General features: G+C 46.8%; 22 protein-coding genes. 6 read left to right on the plus strand and 16 right to left on the minus strand.

The window, feature by feature from the left end:
* The first annotated feature begins 98 nt into the window (after positions 1 to 98).
* Positions 99 to 494 carry a hypothetical protein gene (locus J7E26_RS13265; RefSeq protein WP_214800205.1) on the plus strand — a complete coding sequence of 132 codons (396 nt, stop codon included), beginning with the start codon at positions 99 to 101 and terminating at the stop codon, positions 492 to 494.
* A gap of 161 nt (positions 495 to 655) precedes the next feature.
* Positions 656 to 1018, plus strand: a complete 363-nt coding sequence (locus tag J7E26_RS13270) for a hypothetical protein (protein WP_214800207.1) — start codon at positions 656 to 658, stop codon at positions 1016 to 1018.
* A 179-nt stretch (positions 1019 to 1197) separates the two neighbouring features.
* Here the strand turns inward: J7E26_RS13270 and J7E26_RS18630 are convergent, their stop codons facing one another.
* Positions 1198 to 1386 (minus strand): hypothetical protein, encoded by a 189-nt coding sequence (locus J7E26_RS18630; protein ID WP_214985259.1) that lies wholly within the window; start codon positions 1384 to 1386, stop codon positions 1198 to 1200.
* A 131-nt stretch (positions 1387 to 1517) separates the two neighbouring features.
* Between J7E26_RS18630 and J7E26_RS13280 the strand changes: the two genes are divergently transcribed.
* Entirely contained in the window at positions 1518 to 2480 is a 963-nt protein-coding gene (locus J7E26_RS13280) for an iron-hydroxamate ABC transporter substrate-binding protein (RefSeq protein WP_214800208.1), read from the plus strand.
* A 43-nt stretch (positions 2481 to 2523) separates the two neighbouring features.
* On the opposite strand, the gene J7E26_RS13285 is transcribed toward J7E26_RS13280, so the two are convergent.
* The 15 genes from J7E26_RS13285 to iolA all read right to left on the minus strand — a co-directional run bounded on the left by J7E26_RS13285 (position 2524) and on the right by iolA (position 18705).
* A complete protein-coding gene (locus J7E26_RS13285; RefSeq protein WP_214800209.1) occupies positions 2524 to 2871 on the minus strand; it encodes a YxeA family protein in 348 nt (115 codons plus the stop codon).
* Between the two features lie 13 nt (positions 2872 to 2884).
* A complete protein-coding gene (locus J7E26_RS13290; protein ID WP_214800210.1) occupies positions 2885 to 4753 on the minus strand; it encodes an FtsX-like permease family protein in 1869 nt (622 codons plus the stop codon).
* A complete protein-coding gene (gene yxdL / locus J7E26_RS13295) occupies positions 4728 to 5501 on the minus strand; it encodes an ABC transporter ATP-binding protein (protein WP_214800211.1) in 774 nt (257 codons plus the stop codon). Before yxdL ends, J7E26_RS13290 begins: the two co-directional genes overlap by 26 nt.
* A 144-nt stretch (positions 5502 to 5645) precedes the next feature.
* Positions 5646 to 6623 carry a sensor histidine kinase gene (locus tag J7E26_RS13300; RefSeq protein WP_214800212.1) on the minus strand — a complete coding sequence of 326 codons (978 nt, stop codon included), beginning with the start codon at positions 6621 to 6623 and terminating at the stop codon, positions 5646 to 5648.
* Entirely contained in the window at positions 6620 to 7309 is a 690-nt protein-coding gene (locus J7E26_RS13305) for a response regulator transcription factor (RefSeq protein WP_214800213.1), read from the minus strand. The genes J7E26_RS13300 and J7E26_RS13305 overlap by 4 nt, the downstream gene beginning before the upstream one ends.
* Positions 7310 to 7424: 115 nt before the next feature.
* On the minus strand, positions 7425 to 8297 hold the full coding sequence (gene fba, locus J7E26_RS13310; protein ID WP_214800214.1) for a class II fructose-1,6-bisphosphate aldolase: 873 nt from the start codon (positions 8295 to 8297) through the stop codon (positions 7425 to 7427).
* Positions 8298 to 8315: 18 nt separating this feature from the next.
* On the minus strand, positions 8316 to 9152 hold the full coding sequence (gene iolI / locus J7E26_RS13315) for a sugar phosphate isomerase/epimerase family protein (protein WP_214800215.1): 837 nt from the start codon (positions 9150 to 9152) through the stop codon (positions 8316 to 8318).
* 86 nt (positions 9153 to 9238) lie between these two features.
* Entirely contained in the window at positions 9239 to 10108 is an 870-nt protein-coding gene (locus J7E26_RS13320; protein WP_214800217.1) for a sugar phosphate isomerase/epimerase family protein, read from the minus strand.
* 17 nt (positions 10109 to 10125) lie between these two features.
* The gene (gene iolG / locus J7E26_RS13325) at positions 10126 to 11160 is read right to left on the minus strand and encodes a bifunctional inositol 2-dehydrogenase/D-chiro-inositol 1-dehydrogenase (protein WP_214800219.1); all 1035 of its coding nucleotides are present in this window, start codon (positions 11158 to 11160) and stop codon (positions 10126 to 10128) included.
* Between the two features lie 21 nt (positions 11161 to 11181).
* A complete protein-coding gene (locus J7E26_RS13330; protein ID WP_214800220.1) occupies positions 11182 to 12477 on the minus strand; it encodes an MFS transporter in 1296 nt (431 codons plus the stop codon).
* A gap of 12 nt (positions 12478 to 12489) precedes the next feature.
* Positions 12490 to 13386, minus strand: coding sequence for a myo-inosose-2 dehydratase (iolE, locus tag J7E26_RS13335; RefSeq protein WP_214800221.1), 897 nt, complete (start codon positions 13384 to 13386; stop codon positions 12490 to 12492).
* Positions 13387 to 13401: 15 nt separating this feature from the next.
* Complete coding sequence (gene iolD, locus J7E26_RS13340; protein WP_214800222.1) at positions 13402 to 15315, minus strand: 3D-(3,5/4)-trihydroxycyclohexane-1,2-dione acylhydrolase (decyclizing); 1914 nt, start codon at positions 15313 to 15315, stop codon at positions 13402 to 13404.
* Positions 15316 to 15349: 34 nt separating this feature from the next.
* Entirely contained in the window at positions 15350 to 16327 is a 978-nt protein-coding gene (gene iolC, locus J7E26_RS13345) for a 5-dehydro-2-deoxygluconokinase (RefSeq protein WP_214813552.1), read from the minus strand.
* Positions 16328 to 16350: 23 nt separating this feature from the next.
* Positions 16351 to 17166, minus strand: a complete 816-nt coding sequence (gene iolB / locus J7E26_RS13350) for a 5-deoxy-glucuronate isomerase (RefSeq protein ID WP_214800224.1) — start codon at positions 17164 to 17166, stop codon at positions 16351 to 16353.
* A 75-nt stretch (positions 17167 to 17241) separates the two neighbouring features.
* Positions 17242 to 18705 (minus strand): CoA-acylating methylmalonate-semialdehyde dehydrogenase, encoded by a 1464-nt coding sequence (gene iolA / locus J7E26_RS13355; RefSeq protein ID WP_214800225.1) that lies wholly within the window; start codon positions 18703 to 18705, stop codon positions 17242 to 17244.
* A 435-nt stretch (positions 18706 to 19140) separates the two neighbouring features.
* On the opposite strand from iolA, the gene J7E26_RS13360 reads away from it, so the two are divergent.
* The 3 genes from J7E26_RS13360 (at position 19141) to J7E26_RS13370 (ending at position 22420) form a co-directional block, all read left to right on the plus strand.
* Complete coding sequence (locus J7E26_RS13360) at positions 19141 to 19896, plus strand: DeoR/GlpR family DNA-binding transcription regulator (RefSeq protein ID WP_214800226.1); 756 nt, start codon at positions 19141 to 19143, stop codon at positions 19894 to 19896.
* A 79-nt stretch (positions 19897 to 19975) separates the two neighbouring features.
* Positions 19976 to 20908 carry an aldo/keto reductase gene (locus J7E26_RS13365; RefSeq protein ID WP_214800227.1) on the plus strand — a complete coding sequence of 311 codons (933 nt, stop codon included), beginning with the start codon at positions 19976 to 19978 and terminating at the stop codon, positions 20906 to 20908.
* A gap of 123 nt (positions 20909 to 21031) precedes the next feature.
* Positions 21032 to 22420 carry a sugar porter family MFS transporter gene (locus tag J7E26_RS13370; RefSeq protein ID WP_214800228.1) on the plus strand — a complete coding sequence of 463 codons (1389 nt, stop codon included), beginning with the start codon at positions 21032 to 21034 and terminating at the stop codon, positions 22418 to 22420.
* Positions 22421 to 22463 lie beyond the last annotated feature (43 nt).

Below are 22463 nucleotides of genomic sequence, written 5' to 3' on the forward strand. Positions count from 1 at the left end.
ACCTTCCTTTGAAACCTCCTTGTGCTGGGCAGATGCCGTGGCACTGTGCGATTGACTACATAAGGTATAAAGAAATTGACTAATAAGGAGAATGATGAATGAATCCATATCAGTACTACACACCCCCTGGTTATTTCCCTCAGCAGGAATATGAAGTGAGCCATGTTGAATATGAACCGTATCAGCAGGAAACCTATTATGCGCCCTATCAGCAATATCATCAAGATCAGCAAGACGATCGGCAAACGACGGCTTTAGAACGCAGAGTCGCCCAGCTCGAAAGACAAAACGTTCAGCAAACGAGAGAGCTTACCCGCCTCTCAAATGAAGATCAGCGCCAAAACCGTGAACTGACGCGGATGAATGAACAAATCGGACGGTTAAGCCAAGCGATTGAGCTTCATACCCGCCGCTTAAACCGTCTGAATCAGCGCCTGCGCACTGTTGAAAACAGACTCAATATTCCCTTCCACTCCACTGAAGGCGGTTTCTGAGAAAAAGGCCGGAATACAAAGCTCACAGGCAATATCGAGCCTTGTATTCCGCCCTGTACATAAAAAGGTAAATAATTGAATTCCTGTATTTGATGAATGCCGCTCTTATTCCTTCACATGATAAATGTGTAAATCCAATAACCCAATGGAGGTTTTTTATCATGTATCAAAATCAATACAGCGGAAATCAATTAAATCAATGCCGCCAAACAGCGCAGCAGCTCATTCAGCAGACACAGCAAAGCAGCAATCAGTATAAACAAATGCTGCAGCAGGAACAGCAGAATATTCAAATACTTCAGCAGGTGCTTAACCATGAGCAGCATGCCGTGCATACTATTCAACAAGCGCTGCAGGGCCATGAAATGGCGATCCAAAAATGCCAGCAGATCGTAAATATGTGCAACCAGCTGCAGCAGGAAGTAAGCGGACAAATGTCTTCATCTATGGTGAATTCAAACGTTTCTTCATTCCCGCAAAGCCAGCAGCACACACCATTCCAGCAGCATTCATACCAGCAATAACCGCTTTATGCAAATGACAAAGCACGATGATGCCGGCTTTGTCATTTGTTTTTTACCGATGTTTTGTCAAGTCAACATGCCGGGCGGGTTTTCCGCCGAATTTTGCCTCCGCCTCATGTCTTACCGCTTCAAACGCTCTTGCCTCTGCATTTTGTTTAAACACATCAAGCTGGATCATTTCAATCCATGAATGATTTGAAATGATCCATAAAGGCAGAAATAAGACCGTATTTCAGCCAGTTTTTGTTCTTGGCTCTGTAACCGATATAGAAAAAAGCCAAAAAACTGGTCAGCGCAAAGGACACGAAAATCAGAAGCAGCCACCAGCTGTGCAGCACTTCCCACCATGCCCCTCTTTTCGTAATCAAAACACATTCCCTCTCCTTTACCACTATATCATGGATAATCAAGGAAGGTTTTCTAGAAAAATTATAGACGGCCTCATGTCTTCCTGCTATATTAATAATGATAATCATTATCATTATTAAGGAGGATAATTATGAAGAAACAATCATGGCTGATCGGTCTGGCACTCCTGCTTGTTTTTGCTTTAAGCGCGTGCAGCGGCGCGAATGAAAGCAGCGGGTCAGTGTCCGGCAAGGAAAAGACAGACATGCGTACATACCACTCATCTAAAGGCAATGAAAAAATACCCGCGCACCCGAAGCGGATTGTCACTGATTTTTATGCGGGAGAGCTGTTCACCGTTGACGCAAATGTCGTCGGAGCAGGCTCATGGTCCTTTAAAAATCCATTTATCAAAACACAGCTGAAAAACGTCACGGACATCGGCAATCCGGTCAATGTCGAGAAAGTTATGCAGCTGAAACCAGATTTAATTGTGTTAATGAAAGATGACCAATACGATAAATTGTCTAAAATCGCACCGACAATCGTTATTCCGTTTAACACTGCAAAAAATGTAAAAGACACGGTCAGCTTATTCGGAGATATTGCCGGAGCGAAGGATAAAGCGAAAAGCTTTATGGCGGACTTCAACAAAAAAGCGGAAGCAGACAAAAAGAAACTCGAAGGCGTCATCAGCAAAGACGCGACATTCGGACTTTTTGAAAGCACGGATAAAGGAGAGCTTTGGGTCTTTAATGACAATTCCGGGCGCGGCGGCCAGGCTGTGTATAACGCACTCGGACTGAAAGCGCCAGCCAAAGTGGAAAAGGACATAATGAAAACGGGGGCAATGAAACAGATCTCCCAAGAGGTCATTCCTGAGTATGCCGCTGATTATATGTTCATCACCGATTACAACCCGAACGGAGAAAGCAAAACCCTCCAGCGGCTGAAGGGATCTTCCATTTGGAAAAACCTGGACGCCATTAAGAACAATCGCGTCTTTATCAACGACTTTGACACCTTTTATCCATATGACCCGATTGCCGTCAGCAAACAGATGGATCTGATCACTGACATGCTGATCAAGCGGGCTGAAGAAAACAAAAAATAAATAAAACGGCACAGAGTTTTCTCTGTGCCGTTTGCTGTATGGTTTAATGAAATTTTGACTGCACGATGTTCGGCATCTCTTCATACTTGACTTCTTCCCAGGTCTCTACATACTTTCCTTTTGCCTTGACCTTCAGATAAGCTTGCTTCCGAAGATCTCCTCCGGCAAAAAAGGTCACTTCTTCTTTTTTTCCTGATTGATTATATCCGTCTAATGTATATTCAATACCGCCCGGGCTAAGATGTTTGCCATCTCGATTAATCTGTACATAAACATCTTGTTTGTGAATAAACGGATTAATTCTGTCTGTAACGTCATTATGAAAAAAGAGAAGCCCGCAAATCACGGCAGCGGCCGCCAAAGCGGCCAAGATTGCCAGTACCTTTTTCATCTGTATACTCCCCTTACTTTTTCATTTTTTTCAAATAGCTTGACCGTACCGCAAGGAAGAATAGAAGCTGAAAAATGAAAAATCCTCCGATGGTGAAGCTGAGCGGTCCCGCCACATTGGAATAGCCTTCCACCGCCAGTGTTCTCAACGCAAACAGCGTATGAAGCACGGCGATCGCAAATGGAAAGAAGAATAAAATCGCCAATTGTATCGTCACGCTCTGCGACATTTCACGTTCACTCAAGCCGATTTTCGCCAATGAGCGATAGCGATGCCGATCCTCATCTAAATCGGTAAACAGCCGGAAGTACAAGAAGCTTGCTGCCGCGATAAAGAAGACGATCGCGATAAACAGCCCGATGAATAAACTCAAGCTCGGCAGCTGCACCGTAGCATAGTAGGTGCCGGCTTTTGTCATAAAATCAAAATGCACATCTGAATAGTCGCCGTAAAAGTCATTTTTCAGTGACTGGCTGAAATCAAGACTGTCCTTCCAATGATCATAGCTGTAACCGTATAATTTAGATGTTTCACCCAGTGATTTGAGATGGGTAAAGGTTTCGCCGTTAACCGCGATAACGCTGTTCAATGAGATAAGCGGTTTTTTGACCTCTTTTACCGAAAGCTTTTGATCCGTCAGCTTTTGTTTTTGGTTCAGCAGCTTCAGCTGATCCGGCGATTCGTTTTTAAAATTGCTATCGTACGTGCCTGGGAAATATACGGCCTCGCCGTCTTTCAGACCGTCCAAGCTGACATGGAAATATTTTGACAAGTCCGATTGATTGATCATAATGACAGGCGGTGCGCCGTCTCCCTGCTGATATCGAATATAGGAAACTTCCATATCGTCTCTCTTATACGTAAAGCCATGCGTTTTCAAATCATGTTCAATTTCTTTCAGATGAGTCTGTTCTTTCTTATTGCCGCCGTATGATAAATACTCCATTTCATAAGCGGATTCCTTCGCCCCAACGGTCGCTTTGTACATCGCCAGGACGCCTGTGGCTGTAAACGCCACGGCGGAAATAATGCTGACAATAAAGAACAGGCGGGCGTTGTCTTTTAAGCGGTAGACAAGATCAGAAACCCAAATGACATTTTTCCCGTGCAGATAAAAGGTTTTCCATTTCTTCAAAGCCCGCAAAATCCAGATACTGCTTTGGCTGAAGAAGAAATATGTGCCGATAATCGTTAACAGTAAAATAAAAACAGGCTCATACCCGTGCACACTGCCTTTGAGAACCATGCCGTACCCGGCCGCAAGGCATCCGACGCCGAATAATGACAGAATCACAGACGGCTTCGGCTCCGGTTTGATTTTTTCAGTGCCTTTGATCAGTTTAATAATCGTGTTTGATCTGATAAAAAAGATCGTGAATTGCGATAAAAGGAAAAATAAGAGCAGGAACCCGCCGGCCGTAATTCCGAGCGCTTTCCAAGGCATATATAAAGGCAAAGCATCCATTTCTAAAATATAAGCCCCGACTGTAAAAAACGTTTTTGAAAAGATAAAACCGCCGATAATGCCGGCCGCGATCGACATAACGCCGATGATCATATTTTCCGCAGTAATCAGCGTTCTGAGCTGTCCCGGCGTGATTCCCTGCATAAGCAGGATGCCGAATTCCTTATTCCTTGATTTCAGGAATGCATTCACGGAATACAGAACGAACAAGAAAGAAAAGACAAAAATCATCCATTCGGCTGCGGTTAAGCCCTTTTTGGCAATGCTATTCAAGTAGCCTTCCTTCAAAGCCGGATGAAACAGAAACATGGCAAAGGTAAAGAAAATCAAAACGGAAAAGGCGCTGCTTAAAAAGAAAGCGAGATAGGCCCTTTTGTTCCTCGTGACATTTTTATAAGCGAACTGAAGAAAGGTCATTTGCGTTTCCCCCCAGCATAGACAGCACATCAAGAATTTGTTCATAAAACACTTGGCGGTTTTCCCCGCGATAAATCTCGTTAAACAGCTCGCCGTCTTTAATAAAAATGACGCGGCGGCAGTAGCTCGCCGCAACCGGATCGTGGGTCACCATCAAAGCCGTCACTTTATCATTCTGATTCAGGCTCTGCATCGTTTCCATGACATCCTTCGATGCTTTGGAATCAAGGTTTCCCGTCGGTTCATCAGCGAGAATGAGGGACGGCTTATGAATGACCGCTCTTGCGATGGCGGCCCGCTGGCGCTGGCCTCCGGACACCTCGAACGTCCGTTTATTCAGCAAATCTTCAATCCCCAGCTTTCCGGCGATGCTGTGCAATTTTTCTTCCATCACAGACGGTGATTCTTTTTCAAGCGTTAACGGCAGCATGATATTTTCACCGATCGTCAGCGTGTCCAGCAGATTGAAATCTTGAAACACAAATCCAAGCTGCTTGCGGCGAAAATGGGCCAGCCGCGTCCGCTTCAGATGGTGCGGGTTCTCCCCGTGAATCAGGATATCGCCGGAATCCGGGCGGTCAATCGTTGAGATGATGTTCAAGAGCGTTGTTTTTCCTGACCCTGACGGCCCCATCACCGCCGTAAACTCCCCTTCTTCTATTGAAAATGAAATTTGCTTTAAGGCTTGATAGGACACTTGTCCTTTGTAAGTTTTATTTATATGTTTAACTTCAAGCATATTCGCCATGAGAATCCTCCTTATGGTTTTATTCTTGTTGAACAACGTGTTTTTCATGTGGCATCAGGGCTTTTCAATGAAAAAATCCCCTTGACGTAAACAAATTTTATCAAGGGGAAACAGAATGTGCTATGTCGTTTTCTTAACGCAGCCTTACACTTTTGTAAGAAATGAAAATCGAACCGCTGTCCCTTCGCCGGGAGAAGAGCTGATCTCCACCTCATGATTGAGCTTGCCCGTGATTTCTTTGACAAGGTGCAGGCCGATGCCCGTTGATTCTTGGAAACGGCGGCCGTTTTCGCCGGTATAATAAGGGTCAAATACCCGCTTCAGATCCTGAGAAGGAATGCCGACGCCATGATCTCTGACCTCCAGCACCGTCTTGTCCCCGTCTCGGAAGACGTTCAGCTCAAGCCTGTCACTCATTCCGGCTGAATACTTCACCGCGTTTGTCACCACCTGGCCAATCGCGAATTTCAGCCATTTGGCATCGGTGTAAATCTTGTCCTCAGCGAGGATTTTCGTTTTAGGATATACCCGATATTGGATAAAAAATCGTTTATAGCTTTGAACAATGGATTGAACGAGCTCGGATAAGGAAACCGCCTCGATTTTGAAATCCCTCTCAAACAAATCAAGCCGTGATGAGTAAAGGAGCGTCTCAAGCCCGTATTCAATCTGCCGGACTTCTTTTTTGATTTGTTCAAAAATCGGCTCATCCTCTTCCTGAATGATTAAATTAATGACAGAAAGCGGCGTTTTCACTTGATGGACCCATTGGTTCATATATGTCACCCTTGCGTCAAGCTTGGCTTCCGTCTCATGGAGCTTCTGATGCTGCAAGCGGATCAGCTCCATCTGCTTTTCATAAAGCTCTGAACTAAACACCGAAGAACCGAGAAAAGGAATCTCCATATCGTCCTGCCCCGAGCTGATCCACTCATAAACGCCGCGTTCCTTGTACCAGCGGTATGCCAAGTACCCCGCCAAAATCAGAAGCTGCACGCCCAATATATAAAAAAGATGAGAAAAAGAATGAAGACCCGCAAACCAATAGTAAAAGAACACAAACAAACCTTGGAGGAAAAACAGCAGGATTAACACCGTATGAGATCGCAAAAACAGCTTCATGACAGCGTCCTCAGCTGATAGCCTTCGCCCCGCACCGATTCAATCGAAACAGGCACACCGAGCTCCCGCAGTTTTTTACGCAGCCGTGTAATATACACATTCAGCGTATTGTCATCCACAAAAATATCAGTGTCCCACGTTTTTTCCATCAGACGGTCTCTTCCCGTTACCTTTTCTCCCCGCTCCAAGAGCACCTCAAGCAGCTTGCTTTCCTTCTTTGACAGTTCGCTTTTTTCATGTTGATAACGCAATTCAAACCGTTCCACAAAAAGCTGCACACCGGCATATTCGATCACTTTTTCTCCTTGCTTTGCGGCGTACTCGCCATATGCCCTGCGGATTTGGCTTTTGATTTTCGCCAATACAATATCATAGGAAAACGGTTTTTCTATATAATCATCACCGCCGTTTTCAATCGCCATCACCTGATCCATTTCCCCGTTTCTGGCTGAAATGAAAATGATGGGGCTTGTCGAGTGCTGGCGGATCTGGCGGCACCAATAATACCCGTCATAGGACGGGAGGTTGATATCGAGCAGCACCACATCAGGCTTTTCCCGCAAGAACACGTCCAGAACAGACGTAAAGTCAGAGGTCACCACGGTTTGATATCCGTATTTCTCTAAATAATTCCGCAATAGCAGCCGAATGTCTTCACTATCTTCCACAATCATGATTTTATTCAAACTGAACCACTCCTAATTTTTGCGCTGATGCCCTCATCATAATCGTTCAGGACATACAGACGCAACACCGCGCAAAAAAACCGCCTTCCCGTTAAGATGGCGGTTCTTTATCCTGTCAGCCCACATGCTGCTTCGCGGCTTTTCCGGCTGATCCGAATTCCCTCATTTTGCTTCGCACTGTCTCTTCCACGGCTTCAATACCGGGTGTCATATAGCCCCGCGGCTCGTACATGTCTTCGTTTTCCAGAAACATGCTCCGTGTTTTGTCTGTCCAGGCGACCATACATTCCGTATTGATATTAATTTTCGCGTGGCCGAGTTTGATGGCTTTTTTGATTTGATCTTGCGGAATGCCGGATGCTCCGTGAAGAACGAGCGGAACATCGGTGATGCCGGAGATTTCTTCCATTTCCTTAAATCCGAGATTCGGCTCGCCCTGATACTTGCCGTGAACGGAGCCAAGGGCCGCGGCCAGCGCGTCAATATTGGTTTCTTTGACAATCCGCTCACATTCCCTGATATCGGCATAGCAGACTCCGCCAATCAAGCCGTCTTCCATCCCGCCTACCGTGCCGACTTCGGCTTCGACCGATACGCCGTGCTTTGCGGCATAATCAGCGACTTCTTTTGTCATGGCGATATTCTCGTCAATCGGGGAGTGGGAACCGTCAATCATCACCGAGCTGAATCCCGCGTCAATCGCCTGTTTGCAGCGTGCCGCACTGCTTCCGTGATCAAGGTGAAGCACAACGGGAACGGTAATCGCCATTTCCTCCATTAACGCGCTGACCATGGCGGCAATGGTTTTAAATCCGCCTAAATAATCGACCAGCCGATCGGAGGCTGCGGCGATGACAGGTGATTGCTCTTTTTGCGCCGCTTGTAAAATCGCCTTTGTCCATTGAAGCCCGTTTATATTAAACTGGCCGACTGCGTAATGCTCTCGCTTTGCTTCCGCAAGAAGATCTTTCATGGATACAAAAGCCACGTTCACCCCTCCTTTTGATTACATCTTGAAGTATTTTGATAACGCGTCAACTGTTGTTTCTTTCGCCGTTTTGATTGTTTCCTCCGCGCTCAGCCTGTAATATTCAGGCCGGAACAGCTCGACGGAGGCAACGTCTGAGAATCCGATTTCTTTCAGCGCCGATAAGTGGGCGTCTAAGTCGATCGCTCCGTGCCCCGGCCAGACGCGATCCTCGTCGGTTAAACATCCGATTGGGAAATCTTCTGTATCGTCAATGTGATAAATAAAGATTTTCTTCCCGTCAGCCTGCTTTAAGCTTTCGATATTTGACCCCATCGCATGGAAATGAAAGCTGTCAAAAACAAGTCCAACATTGTCGCTGCCGACAGTGTTCACGATGTCATACGCCTGTTCAAATGTATTGACCGTACATTGCGGATGGCCGACAAATTCAAGTGCGATTTTTACGCCGTACGGCTCCGCGATATCAGAAAGCTCAGTCAGAACCTCTACACAACTCTTTTTGATCTCTTCTTTTAAGATTTTCTGCTCTGTCACAAGCGGAACGGCCACCACATATCTCACACCGAGGGTTTTGCACGTTTCCATCATGCCCTTGAATTCAGCAATGATGTTCTTACAGCCCTTTTCATCACGATTGTTGAAGAAAACGAGTGCGTTTAAGGCAAGCGGTTTAATGTGATGGGTTTGAAAATATTCCGCAAGATCGGCCAGTGAATGGTCTTTTAAGTACTCCGGCAGCTTATCCATTGTGCGGATTTCAATATAATCATAGCCGTGCTTTTCGCATAGCTCTAAATCCTCTTTAAGATTTGAATTCTCCAATGTTGTTGCTTCATTAAAACAAAGTTTCATGTCAGACTCCCCCATCTGCGTTTTAGATATGAAGGGAGTTCGGCAGGAAGGCTGTTCGCCAAATCCCGCCGAACTCCATGCTCAGCTTATGCCAGACCTAATTCTTCTTTCACTTTTCGAAGCATAAATCGGCTTGATTCATCCGCTCTTTCGTCGACCCAAGCAAAAACGGCATTCGTCGCAATTCCGTCAAACTTCATCTCTCTCAGCTTTCTGAAAATCGTATCAAAATCAACCTCGCCTTGACCAATGTCCAAATGCTGGTGAACCGTTACTTTCGCGTCAGGCGGATTGACGATGTAGCGCAGGCCGTGAGCCGCTTTATGATTAAAGGTATCTGCAAATAAAACATGTGTGAGGCGGTCTCCGGCTTCGTCAAACATGGTCTCGATGTCGCCTTTGCCGTCATCATAGAAGAACGTATGCGCAGTCGAGTAAACAAGATTGATCCAATCCTTGTCAAGCGCGCGGATCATATCCATCGCACCTTTGTGCGTTTCGATAAAATCGTATGGATGGGCTTGAAGATTGAGTTTAACGCCTTCTTTTTCAAAGACGGGCAGAAGCTCATCCATGGATTTGATAAATTTTTCTTCACTTGTTAAAGGATCATATTTTGAACCGCTGAATTCACTGTTCATCAAATCGACTTCAAGTTCAACCGCTATTTCGATTGCCCTTTTCCAATTGCGCACCGCAGCCTGACGGCGGTCTTCATCAGGGCCCGCCCAGTGGTAAAGCGGAAGGAGTGATGAAAGCTTAACACCTGTATCCCGTAAAAGACGCTTTAATTGTTTGATCTTTGCTGAATCAACTTTCGGATATTTATAGAATGGACAAAAATCCTCGCGCGGTGATAGTTCGATATATTCATAGCCAAGCTCCGCCGTTTTATAGACCATTTCCTCCAAGGTTAAATCATCTCGATACATTGATGGATCCAATGCTAATTTCATATTTTTCACTCCTTACCTTATTTGTTCACAGTTGTAAATGACTGATAGAATTCCGGTTTCTCTTGGAGTGCCACGGGCTCTTTCCGGCCGGATTCCTGAGCTCTTACGCACGCGTCAGTCGTCACGGCGGCGATATAACCGTCCCATGCCGTCGGCCCGCTGACTTCGCCTTTCTTCAGGATAGAATCAATGAAATCTTGGATTTCCACATCGTACGCAGCCACAAAACGACGCTGCCAATCCATCATAATATCTGTGCTGAATCTGCCTTCTTTTCTCAAGCTGATGCTTGACGGTTCAGGAAGCTTGATGATGCCGTCTTCTCCGACGATTTCACATTGAATGTCATAGCCGTATTTACAATTCACATAGATTTCAGCATTGATGATGATGCCGCCTTTTGTTTCAATCACGACGATTTGCGGATCTTTTAAATGCGGCAGCGCGTTTTTTGATTTTTTCGGATAGATCACTTGAACTGACTCATAGTCATCATTGACTAGCCAGTGCAGCACATCAATTTCATGAACAAGCGTATCAACAACGGCCATATCCGTTGTATAGTTATCTCCCACAGCCGGGTTGCGGTGCGCGCAATGGATCATGAGCGGTTCGCCGATGACGCGGTTGTCGATGGCCTCTTTCAGCTGTACGTAACCGCTGTCATATCTGCGCATAAAGCCTACCTGCACCATCCGTTTCCCCGTTTTCATTTCCTCTTCGACAATGCGCATGCAGCCTTCCGCCGTTGTGGCAAGCGGCTTCTCGCAAAATATGTACTTGCCGTGCTGAATCGCTTTCAAAACACTGGATTCATGAGCCGGCCCCCAGCTTGTCACTAAGACAGCGTCTACATTCTCATCAGCGACGAGGCTGTCATCATCAGCGTAAACAGCCGCGTTCAGTTTGTAATCTTGAACGGTTTGCTGCGCAGCGGCCTGATTCACATCCGTTACAGCCGTAATTTCCGCTCCGGACAGTTTGTTTGTGATGCGGTTGATGTGCTCTTTTCCGATTGCCCCGGTTCCGATAACACCAATACGTAAATTCATTGACAGCCACTCCCTCTGATATTAAATAATGTTTCTTGCCTTGCTTTTCTTTGTGCCGCCGCGAGGAGTTCCGTAGAGTTCCTCTTGGATCTGTTCAAGCGGCTTACCAGATGTATTCGGTGCGAACACAAGTCCTATGATCATACTGGCCGTGACGCAAACCAGCAGGATCGCAGACATAAAGCCGATGCCGAAATGTGTCATGATCATCGGCACAAATAAACTCCAAATCCCTATCGAGATACGGACTAGAAAGAACATCAATCCTTGCGCAGAAGCCCGGTGCTCCGTCGGAAACAGCTCACTTGCCCACAGCTGGTAGTTCGCTTGCTGACCGGCTCCGTTATTAATGCCGATCACGAAGACGAACAGAAGCAGAACCGGCAGTCCTTGAATCGGCAGTAAAAACAGCGACCAGCCGATGACGGCCATAAATGCGCAGATTCCGAAAACCGTTTTCCTGTATTTATCCGCAAAGGGCATGAAGATACAGGCGACGCCAAGCCCTGTGAAGATAAACAGACCCATTTGCAGCATATTTGCCATGTTCGCAGATACCCCGCCGACCTGCTGATAGATATACGGCATAAAAAATCCCATCACTCCTGCGGCCAAGTTCCATATGAGAAACACGCCCATTAAGAACAAAATGTTCTTAAAGAATTGAGGCTGAAGCAGATCAAAGTAAGAAGTTTTTTTCACTGCTGCCGGCTGATCTTCTTTCTTTTTCCAGGCATCCGACTCAGGTAAACGCTTTCTTATTGTATATGTGATAAGGGCGATCACCAGCAGATGCGCAAAGACGATTTTATTTCCTAAAAGCCCAAGGTCTCCGGTCAACACGGACAACAGCAGCACAGCAACGGCTCCGGCCGCCCATGCCACCTGTGCCACGCCGCAGTGTCTGGCCCGGTTTTTCTCCGGGGCGTTTTCTGCGATAATCGTCCACGATGCCGTAATATCAGCGCCTACAGAAATTCCGATAATCAAGTAGCCGCTTAACAGCATCGGAAAGTTAAATCCAAACAGCACTAAGCAAATTCCTAAGGCGTAAACCAGCATACTGTTTGTGTATACAGCTTTACGGCCGATCTTATCAGCCAAATATCCGCCAAGCAGCGCACCGATTGCCGCTGATATGGCGTTTGCGCTAAAAGCGCCGAGCAAGCCGATTTGACTGTCGGACAGCTTCAGATAGCTGACCCACATGGATAAACCTGCCGATCCTGCCACGATGGAACCTTCGTCTATATAGTTTGCTAATGCTGCGGCAATGGTCCTTTTATTAAAAGCCGATTCCGCCCTGGCACTATTCATATAAGTCCCCCTCTAATTTGCAAGATCGAGCAGTTCGGAGTCGATATACTGTCTCGCCATCAGCGCATACTCAAGCGGGTTGGCCACATCCGGGTCTTGTTCGGCTTCGATGACGATCCAGCCGGAGTAATCGCGCTTTAAAAGCGTCCGGTACACCTCTGTAAAATCGATGCATCCGTCTCCCGGCACGGTAAAGATTCCCTGCAAAAACGACTGCTGGAATGACTTCCCTTCTTTCTTACATTGCTCCATAATATCAAGCCGCGCGTCTTTGAAATGCACATGCTTGATCCGGTCAATATGCTTGTTGAGCATCGGCATACAGTCTCCGTCCGAGATGTAGGCATGGCCGGTATCATAGAGAAGATGGACATGCGCAGGATCAGTATGTTCCATCAGCCGGTCGACTTCTTCCGCCGTCTGGACGCCTGTGCCGAGATGATGGTGGTATACAAGTGTAAGCCCGTGCTCATCAGCGATCTTCCCGAGACGGTTTAAACCTTTACACAGCGTCTCCCATTCTTCGTCCGTGAAGTGAGGTTTTTTCTTAAAGACATCAATGTCCAAGCCCTGTATACTGTACGTTTGTTCAGACACGGTCGCGACATCAGCCCCGACTTCTTGCAAATATTTGCATTGTTCTGTAAACTCATCAGCCGTTTTTTCAATACCATCACGAAGGATGAAGCTGCTGAACCATTTCCCCGCGATCCGTAAATTCCGAAGCCCCAGCTCCTTATTCAGAATGGAGGGTTCAGGAAAAAATCCTCCGACCTCTGTCCCTTGAAAACGCGCGACAACAATGTCACTTAACAAATGCTGCAGCGTATTGCCGGCTCCGATTTCCGGCATATCGTCATTCCGCCACCCTATGGGGGCGATGCCCCACAGAATATCGTGTTTGCCCATCGTGATGCCTCCCATCTAGTACTGCTTCGCAGCATTTAGCATTTTCTCTTTTGCTTCATATGCCTTTTGGACGCTTTCCCGTTCAGAAACTTCAGCAACGCCGACATGCCACCAGCTGTCATAGCCGTCTGTCATCGTTTTCGGAAGGACCTTCATCTCAATCAATGTTGATACGTCTTGTTTTTTCGCGTCTTCCAGCGCCGCTTTCAGCTCTTCCGCTGTATTGGCTTTGTATGTTTTGGCGCCGTAGCCCTCTGCCACCTTTGCATAATCAACATTTAAAATGTGATTGTCGCCTGTGCGGAACTCACAGAAATAACTGCCGCTGCCATGATCCATCTGGAGGTTGTTGATACAGCCGAAGCCGGAGTTATCAAAGAGCAGGACATTGATTTTTTTGTTATATTGAATGGCCGTAATCAGCTCTGAGTGCAGCATCAGGAAGCTGCCGTCTCCGACAAGCGAATAAACCTCTTTGTCAGGGTGGGCCAGCTTGAGGCCGAGCGCGCCTGATACCTCGTATCCCATACAAGAGTAGCCGTATTCGAGATGGTACGTATTCGGGGCATTTGAGTGCCACAAACGCTGTAAGTCTCCCGGAAGAGAACCCGCCGAACTGATGACGACGCTGTCTTCGGGAATCGTTTCGTTAATGGTAAGCAGCGCCGTTGTTTGCGGAAGCTCCGTCTGCAGCGCGTCAGCATACTCATTTAATACGTCCTGTGAGAAATGATTTTTAATTTCCGGTACGAATGCTTCGCGTGTAAAGGTGACCTTGCCAAGGCGCTCCCGTTCAGCCAGCCATTCGTCTTTCCATTCTTTAATCGTTGAACCGAATTCACTCTTGTATCCTTCTAATAAGCCGTGCAGCTTGCCGAGCGTCGCTTTCGCATCCGCTACGACTTGGAACGCGTCCATTTTGTACGCCTGCATTCTGCTGACATTGATATTTAAGAATTTGGCTTTATCAAAATCGAATGCCGTTTTTGATGATGTCGCAAAGTCCGTGTATCGTGTGCCGATTCCGATGATTAAATCAGCCTTTCGGGCCGCCTTGTTCGCGGCGAGTGTTCCCGTAATGCCCATGCCGCCCAAATTGTTGGCGAAATCAGCCTCAACCGTTGATTTGCCGGCCTGTGTTTCCACAAGCGGAATGCCGTATGTTTCAGAAATCGCGATCAATTCATCACGCGCGCCGGAATACTTCGCGCCGCCGCCCACTAAGATGACTGGGTTTTTGCTCTCTTTCATTCTTTCTGCCGCGCCTTTCAGCTCACGCTCGCTCGGCTGCATCCGGTCGATGTAATGAACGCGCTTTTCGAAGAAGCTTTCGTCGAATTCAAATGCTTCCCCCTCCACATCCTGAGAAATACAAATCGTTGCCGGGCCAGCTTTTGCTGGGTCTGTCATCACTTCAAATGCCCGGATTAAGCTGCTCATCAGCTGTTCGGGGCGTGTAATGCGGTCCCAATAGCGGGAAACAGGCTTCAATGCATCGTTTGTCGTAATCGCCGCACTGTATTCTTGTTCCACCTGCTGTAAGACAGGGTCCGGCTGCCTTGTCGCAAATGTGTCTGCCGGAAGCAGCAGCACCGGGATATTATTGGCCAGCGCCGTACCTGCCGCGGCCGTTAAGTTCGCGGCTCCAGGGCCGACTGACGTCGATACGGCGTAAATTTTTCTTCTCAGCATTTGCTTGCTGTATGCCATTGCGGCATGTGCCATGCCTTGCTCGTTTTTGCCTTGAAAAACTTTCAAATGGCCTGCGTCTTGTTCAAGCGCTTGCCCGATCCCTACGACATTTCCATGCCCGAAAATCGTGAAGATCCCTTCAACGAACGGCTCTTCTTTTCCGTCAATATGGATGTACTGCCGGTTTAAGAATTTGATCAGCGCTTGTGCTGTCGTTAAGCGAAGTTTCTTGCCCACAAACGATCCCACCTTTTATACGTTTGATTTACCATTAAGACTGTGCTTCAATGAGCCTGACGATTTCATCCGCAGCCGGCATCGCTTCCGAGGAGCTGTGCTTGCTGACGACAATTGACGCGGAGGCGCTCCCGTATTTTAATGCCGTTTCAATGTCTTTTCCGCTGACAAGCCCGTAAATGAAGGCTGAGGCATAGGAATCACCAGCGCCGAATGTTTTCAATACTTTTGTTTTGTAGGCTTTTGCCCGGAAGACCTCTCCTGATTTGCTGTATGCGTATGACCCGTCAACACCGTGCTTGATGACGACAAGGTCAGCGGAGTGTGCAAATAAATGTTGAACGGTTTCGTCGTTACTGCCGCCGGGGCGGTGTTCCATCACGTCAAATTCATCACGCGTGCCGATGACGATGTCGGATTGTTCCGCAACCAATGTATAGTACACGGCGGTTTCTTCTGCCGACTGCCATGTATACGGACGGTAGTCGAGTTCAAAAACGACTTTTACGCTATGCTTTTTCGCGATGTTTACCGCTTTGAGGACGGCTTCGCGTGAAGGGCTTTTCGCAAGCGCCGTACCTGATACGAGAAGCATCTTCGCGTTTGCAACGTACTCCTCACTGACTTCAGACGGTTCAAGATACAAGTCCGCCACGTCATCTCTGTACATCAGAATGCTGCACTCTTCAGGGCTGAGTATTTCAGTAAAGGCAAGACCCGCTTTGTGTCCGTTTCTGTCAATGACCATCTGGGACGTATCGACACCCTTATCCTTCATATACGACTCTATGAATCTGCCGTGCTGATCGTCCGGAATTTTACCGATAAAACCCGCTTTTAAGCCGAGCTTTGCGCTGCCGATCGCAATATTCGCCGGAGAGCCCCCGACATATTTAGAAAACGTCATCGTTTCTTCCATCGGCCGATTGTATTCCGCCGCGTTCAAGTCAATACACGCGCGTCCGATCGCGACAATATCAAACTCTTTTTCTTCATTAAACGTATACTCCATCGTAAACTGCCACTCCTCACTTGTTAGCGTTCCAGAATCCATTCGTGGGCGGGATCATTATGAAACTTCCATTTCCGTGTCGGTCCCGCCATTACATTTAAGTAGTAAGATGTATATCCGTCAGGAACACCAACCGGGTGATAGCCCGCCGGCACAATGACAACGTTTTCATTTTCTGCAGTCATCGTCTCATCAATAGAGCGGTCGTCCGTGTATACGCGCTGGAATACAAAGCCTTGCGGCGGGTCCATTTCATGATAATAGGTTTCTTCTAAAAAGGATTCAGCAGGCAGATTGTCTTTGTCATGTTTATGAGGCGGATAGCTCGACCAGTTGCCGCTGTCCGTATAGACTTCAACAACCAGCAGGCTGTTCGCCGACGGGTCTGAATCGGGGAGAATGTTATGAACCGTACGTTTATTCGCCAGCTTTCCGCGGTGCTCCACGCCATTATCCTCAGCTTTAATCAGCTTTGTCGGGAGCTGCCGCTCAGACGGAGAATAGCAAAGCGCGACCCGTGCCTGACTGACCGCTGTCACTTCAAAGGATTGATCGTTTGATACATAGACGCTGTCCGTCGGTTTTCTTTCAAATACGCTCTCGCGGGTGCCGATGCTTTCAAATGTCTGATCATGGTCCGTTACCGTGATTTTGCCTGTCACTGCAACGATACAGCACTCCATCTTTTTCAATTCTTCTGTATAGCGGGAGCCCGGTGCGAGATCCACGACTTTAAACCCGGCATATTCGAGGTCTGAATTAGCTGAAGTGACGTCATGGATGATCTTCACGCCTTGTGAAAGCTCATCCGCCTGCGGTTTCCGCAACAAATGACTCATGATTATTCCTCCTCTTTATTGTAAAGAATGAGCCGGACGGCAGCGGTTCGCAAGCCGTCCGGGATGGCTGTCATATTAGCTGAAGTCCGGAGACGGGTATCTTGCCGTCACGACTTTTTTACGTGTATAGAAATCAACGCTGTCTTTTCCGTTTGCGTGCAATGTTCCGAAGAAGGAAGACTTCCAGCCGGAGAATGGGAAGAAAGCCATCGGCGCAGGCACACCGAGGTTGATGCCGAGCATTCCCGCATCGATATTCTCACGGAAGTAGCGGATCGCGTTCGCATTTGAAGTAAACAGGCACGCGCCGTTGGCAAATTCAGACTGATTTGCGATATCGACCGCTTCTTTTAAGTTCTTCACGCGGATGACGGACAATACAGGCGCGAAAATTTCGTCTTTCCAGATTGTCATATCCGTTGTGACGTTATCAAAAATCGTCGGGCCGACAAAATAGCCTTCTTCCGATACGTTTTCACGGCCGTCACAAAGGAGTCTTGCCCCTTCCTCAATCCCTTTTTCGATATAGCCGAGCGTGCGTTTTTTGTTGTCCTCGCGAATGACGGGGCCTAAGAATACGCCGTCATCCAATCCGTTTCCGATTTTGATGTCTGCGGCCTTTTCCTGCAATTTCGCCATAAACTCATCAGCAATTCCCTCTTCAACCGTCACAACCGCACAAGCCATGCAGCGCTCTCCTGCTGAACCGAATGCAGCGCCGATAATGTTTGTGACCGTATCCTCAAGGTGGGCGTCATTTAAAACGATCGTATGGTTTTTCGCGCCCGTTAATGCCTGAACGCGTTTTAAGTTTTCGCTTCCTTTTTTGAACACGTACTCGCCGACCGGTTTTGAACCGACGAATGAGATGGCTTTAATCTCAGGATGCTCAAGAACGCCGTTTACGACGTCATGCGCTCCGTGTACGACATTGAATACGCCTTTCGGCAGCCCGGCTTGTTCAAACAGCTCGACCAGCTTTTCCGTTAACAGCGGGGTGCGCTCAGACGGCTTCAGTATGAAGGTGTTTCCTAATGAAATCGCCATCGGGAACATCCAGCAAGGAACCATCATCGGGAAGTTGAACGGCGCGATTCCGCCGACCACTCCGATCGGGTAGCGATAGTTCGCCGCTTCTACATCCGTCGCGATGGAAGCAAGTGAGTCGCCCATCATGAGCGATGGCGCTCCCGCTGCGAATTCGACGTTTTCAATCCCGCGGCCCACTTCGCCCAGTGCTTCTGTCGTATTTTTTCCGTTTTCCAATGTAATCAGGCGGGCAAGCTCTTCTTTGTTTTGCTGAAGAAGCTGCTGATAGTTAAATAGAATTCTCGCGCGGCGCGGCACCGCCGTCTTTGACCATGTTTTAAACGCTTCAGCCGCTGATTGGACGGCATAATCAACATCTTCTTGCGTAGAAATCGGAACCCGGCACATCACTTCTTTTGTAGCCGGATTGACAACGTCTTCATATTGATCTGTTTTACTTTCAACCCATTCACCATTGATGTAGTTTTTAAGTTTTCTGATCTCTGCCATTCTTATTGCCTCCTTAAATAGTAAACATCCTGTATACAGCTGGATCATAATGGATGAATATATTCATGATTTACATACAAAAGACATGAATTAAACGCTTACAAATGCTAAAATGATGGTAATTCATAAAATTTGATCATTTGCTGAAAACAGCAAACGGTTACATCTTTCACTTTTGATTTCACAGGGTACTTTTTGGTCATTTCTTGGTTACATTGTAAGCCCATCACACCTTCAAGTCAATCTAAAAAATCAAAATTTTTTCATTATTTTTATAATACTTTTTTCGGATGAAAAAATAAGGTATTGTATAACGGTAATTTAACCATACAAAATGGCACATCGGTTTTATCATTTGTTAAGTAACTATTGATTAACTCTTGGTATTTATTATATATTTTAATTACTTTAAGAATTCTAGAAGGGGTTTTTTTTATGAAACTGATGCGGATACAGGAGATGGAAGAATACATCTTAAAAAACGGTGCTGCTTCATTAGATGAATTATGCGAGGTATTCAATGTCTCTAAAAACACGGTCAGGCGCGATATTAACAAGCTTGCGGAAAAAGGGGTTATTAAAAAAGTATACGGCGGCGTCACATCGGCTGAAAAATCGGTGCTTGTCCCTTATGAAAACCGCACCATTCAAAACCAGGACGAGAAAATTAAAATTGCCCATTATGCTTCCCGGTTTATCGAAGATCACGATCTTGTTTTTATTGACTCCGGCACAACGACCAAATCCATTTTGGAGACGCTGGACCCCAATAAAAATGTGACCGTACTGACAAACAGCCTGGATATCATTAATTCCGCTTCATCCCTGAAAAATATCAATCTGATCATCATCGGCAATAACTACAAACGGAAGACACGGTCCTTTGTCGGCATTGATGATCCAAACACACTTAATAAATACAATATTAACAAGGCATTCATGTCCGCTACCGGAACAACGATCACCCACGGCCTGACGAATTCCGACTTACTGGAATACGAGGTCAAAAAGAAAATTTCCGAAAAGGCGAACGAAGTGTATTTGCTCGCGGACCATTCCAAATTCGGCAAATCAACGCTTTTAACCTATGCGCCTTTCGAGAGGCTGCACTGCATCGTAACGTCTCAGCCGCTAGATGAAGAATATACGAAGTATTGCAAAGAGCATCAAATCGACATTCACTTGGCATAGCGTTATAGTTAATAGAGAATGCTGCCATCTTTTGCCGGCAGTCTCAATAGATACCTACTTTCTACCAGGAGGCGAAATCATGAGTAAAGCAACAATCGGCAAATCAGACTTACAAGTTTTTCCGATCGGTTTAGGCACAAATGCGGTCGGAGGGCACAACCTCTATCCGAATTTGAATGAAGAGACGGGAAAAGAATTAGTCCGGGAAGCCATCAAAAGCGGCGTTACTTTATTAGATACCGCCTATATTTACGGCGTGGGCCGTTCTGAAGAATTAATCGGCGAAGTCCTGAAAGAATTTAATCGCGAAGATGTCATCATCGCGACTAAAGCGGCGCACAGAAAAGAAGGCGATGACTTTGTGTTTGATAACTCACCGGCCTTTTTGAAACAATCGGCGGAAGACAGCCTGAAACGACTGCAAACCGACTACATTGATTTATTTTACATCCATTTCCCGGATGACCATACACCGAAAGATGAAGCCGTTCAGGCTTTGCATGAATTGAAAAAAGAAGGAAAAATCCGCGCGATCGGCGTCTCCAATTTCTCTCTGGAGCAGCTGAAGGAAGCGAACAAAGACGGCTACGTTGATGTGATTCAAGGCGAATACAATCTGTTGAACCGGGAGGCGGAAAACACGTTCTTCCCTTATACAACAGAAAACAATATCTCATTTATCCCGTACTTCCCGCTCGTATCCGGTCTGTTAGCCGGCAAATACGACGAAAACACAACCTTCCCAGAAGGCGATCTGCGTAATGAACAAGAGCATTTCCAAGGGGCGCAGTTTAAAGAAAACATAAAAAAAGTCAATCAGCTCAAACCGATTGCCGAAAAGCACAATGCCGACACTGCACACATTGTTCTTGCGTGGTATTTGGCAAGACCAGAAATCGACATCTTAATTCCGGGCGCCAAACGCGCGGAGCAATTAAAAGATAATATCAAAGCAGCGTCCATCAAGCTTTCTGAAGAAGACATCACGTTTATCGACAAGCTGTTTTCATAAGAAAAAAGAAACACGCCTCCCTCAGGAAGGCGTGTTTTTTATGTTTATCTTTTTTTTCACAAGGGAATGAAATAGTTATCTTACTACACATTCATGCGTTCCAGAAGATGAGGAGGATCATCTGTGAAGAAAAACACAAAAAAATACATGATTTACTTTTTTGGAGCATTAGGAGGTTTGCTTTACGGTTATGACACCGGCGTGATCTCCGGCGCTTTGCTTTTTATTAACAATGATATTCCTTTAACCACTTTGACAGAAGGAATGGTCGTCAGCATGCTGCTTCTCGGTGCGATTTTCGGCTCTGCACTAAGCGGAACCTGCTCGGATCGATGGGGCCGGAGAAAGGTCGTATTCGTCCTTTCACTTATTTTTATTTTCGGAGCGCTTGCTTGCGCAGCTTCACAAACCGTCACCATGCTGATCATATCCAGGGTCATTCTCGGATTGGCAGTCGGCGGCTCTACGGCGCTTGTCCCCGTTTATCTTTCTGAAATGGCGCCGACGAAAGTACGCGGAACGCTTGGCACACTGAATAATTTAATGATTGTGACCGGTATTTTACTTGCATATATTGTGAATTATATTTTTACACCATTTGAGGCGTGGCGCTGGATGGTCGGACTGGCAGCAGTTCCGGCAGCGCTTTTATTAATCGGGATTGCGTTTATGCCGGAATCTCCGAGATGGCTTGTCAAACGCGGCCGTGAAGAAGAAGCCAAAAAAGTCATGGAAACGACGCATGACAAAGAAGATATTGAAATCGAACTGGCAGAAATGAAGCAAGGGGAAGCCGAGAAACAAGAATCAACGCTCGGCTTGCTGAAAGCAAAATGGATTCGCCCTATGCTTTTAATCGGGATCGGACTGGCTGTCTTCCAGCAGGCTGTCGGCATTAATACGGTGATCTACTATGCACCGACGATCTTTACAAAGGCCGGCCTCGGCACATCGGCGTCAGTGCTCGGTACGATGGGCATCGGCGTCCTCAACGTCATCATGTGTATCACCGCCATGATCTTAATTGACCGTGTCGGCAGAAAAAAACTTCTGATGTGGGGAAGCGTCGGAATTACCTTGAGTCTGGCGTCATTATCAGCCATTCTCCTTTTGGCCGGCTTATCATCATCAACGGCTTGGCTGACCGTCTTATTTCTCGGAATCTATATCGTGTTTTACCAGGCGACATGGGGGCCCGTCGTATGGGTTCTGATGCCGGAGCTGTTCCCGTCCAAAGCACGCGGAGCCGCAACGGGATTCACGACATTGATTCTGTCGGCAACCAACCTGATCGTATCGTTAGTGTTCCCGCTTATGCTCAGTGCGATGGGCATCGGCTGGGTCTTCGGCATTTTTTCAGTCATCTGTCTCACTTCCTTCTTCTTCGCCGCCTATATCGTCCCTGAGACGAAAGGCAGAAGCTTAGAAGAAATTGAGTCCCATCTGAAAAAGCGGTTCACATTAAAGAAGGACAGCAAACAAAACCGCATCCTTAAACAGCGGACGCTGTAAAAGAAAAAGGAATCGTCTCCTGACTGAGACGATTCCTTTTTTT

The sequence above is a fragment of the Bacillus sp. ISL-51 genome (assembly GCF_018613535.1).
Taxonomy (GTDB): Bacteria; Bacillota; Bacilli; order Bacillales; family Bacillaceae; genus Bacillus.

Excerpts from the sequence above, each read along its gene's own strand:
- J7E26_RS13265 (WP_214800205.1), top strand. The coding sequence starts at position 99 with ATGAATCCATATCAGTACTACACACCCCCTGGTTATTTCCCTCAGCAG.
- J7E26_RS13270 (WP_214800207.1), top strand. The coding sequence starts at position 656 with ATGTATCAAAATCAATACAGCGGAAATCAATTAAATCAATGCCGCCAA.
- J7E26_RS13280 (WP_214800208.1), top strand. The coding sequence starts at position 1,518 with ATGAAGAAACAATCATGGCTGATCGGTCTGGCACTCCTGCTTGTTTTT.
- J7E26_RS13285 (WP_214800209.1), bottom strand. The coding sequence starts at position 2,871 with ATGAAAAAGGTACTGGCAATCTTGGCCGCTTTGGCGGCCGCTGCCGTG.
- J7E26_RS13290 (WP_214800210.1), bottom strand. The coding sequence starts at position 4,753 with ATGACCTTTCTTCAGTTCGCTTATAAAAATGTCACGAGGAACAAAAGG.
- yxdL (WP_214800211.1), bottom strand. The coding sequence starts at position 5,501 with ATGGCGAATATGCTTGAAGTTAAACATATAAATAAAACTTACAAAGGA.
- J7E26_RS13300 (WP_214800212.1), bottom strand. The coding sequence starts at position 6,623 with ATGAAGCTGTTTTTGCGATCTCATACGGTGTTAATCCTGCTGTTTTTC.
- iolI (WP_214800215.1), bottom strand. The coding sequence starts at position 9,152 with ATGAAACTTTGTTTTAATGAAGCAACAACATTGGAGAATTCAAATCTT.
- J7E26_RS13320 (WP_214800217.1), bottom strand. The coding sequence starts at position 10,108 with ATGAAATTAGCATTGGATCCATCAATGTATCGAGATGATTTAACCTTG.
- iolG (WP_214800219.1), bottom strand. The coding sequence starts at position 11,160 with ATGAATTTACGTATTGGTGTTATCGGAACCGGGGCAATCGGAAAAGAG.
- J7E26_RS13330 (WP_214800220.1), bottom strand. The coding sequence starts at position 12,477 with ATGAATAGTGCCAGGGCGGAATCGGCTTTTAATAAAAGGACCATTGCC.
- iolE (WP_214800221.1), bottom strand. The coding sequence starts at position 13,386 with ATGGGCAAACACGATATTCTGTGGGGCATCGCCCCCATAGGGTGGCGG.
- iolC (WP_214813552.1), bottom strand. The coding sequence starts at position 16,327 with ATGGAGTATACGTTTAATGAAGAAAAAGAGTTTGATATTGTCGCGATC.
- iolB (WP_214800224.1), bottom strand. The coding sequence starts at position 17,166 with ATGAGTCATTTGTTGCGGAAACCGCAGGCGGATGAGCTTTCACAAGGC.
- iolA (WP_214800225.1), bottom strand. The coding sequence starts at position 18,705 with ATGGCAGAGATCAGAAAACTTAAAAACTACATCAATGGTGAATGGGTT.
- J7E26_RS13360 (WP_214800226.1), top strand. The coding sequence starts at position 19,141 with ATGAAACTGATGCGGATACAGGAGATGGAAGAATACATCTTAAAAAAC.
- J7E26_RS13365 (WP_214800227.1), top strand. The coding sequence starts at position 19,976 with ATGAGTAAAGCAACAATCGGCAAATCAGACTTACAAGTTTTTCCGATC.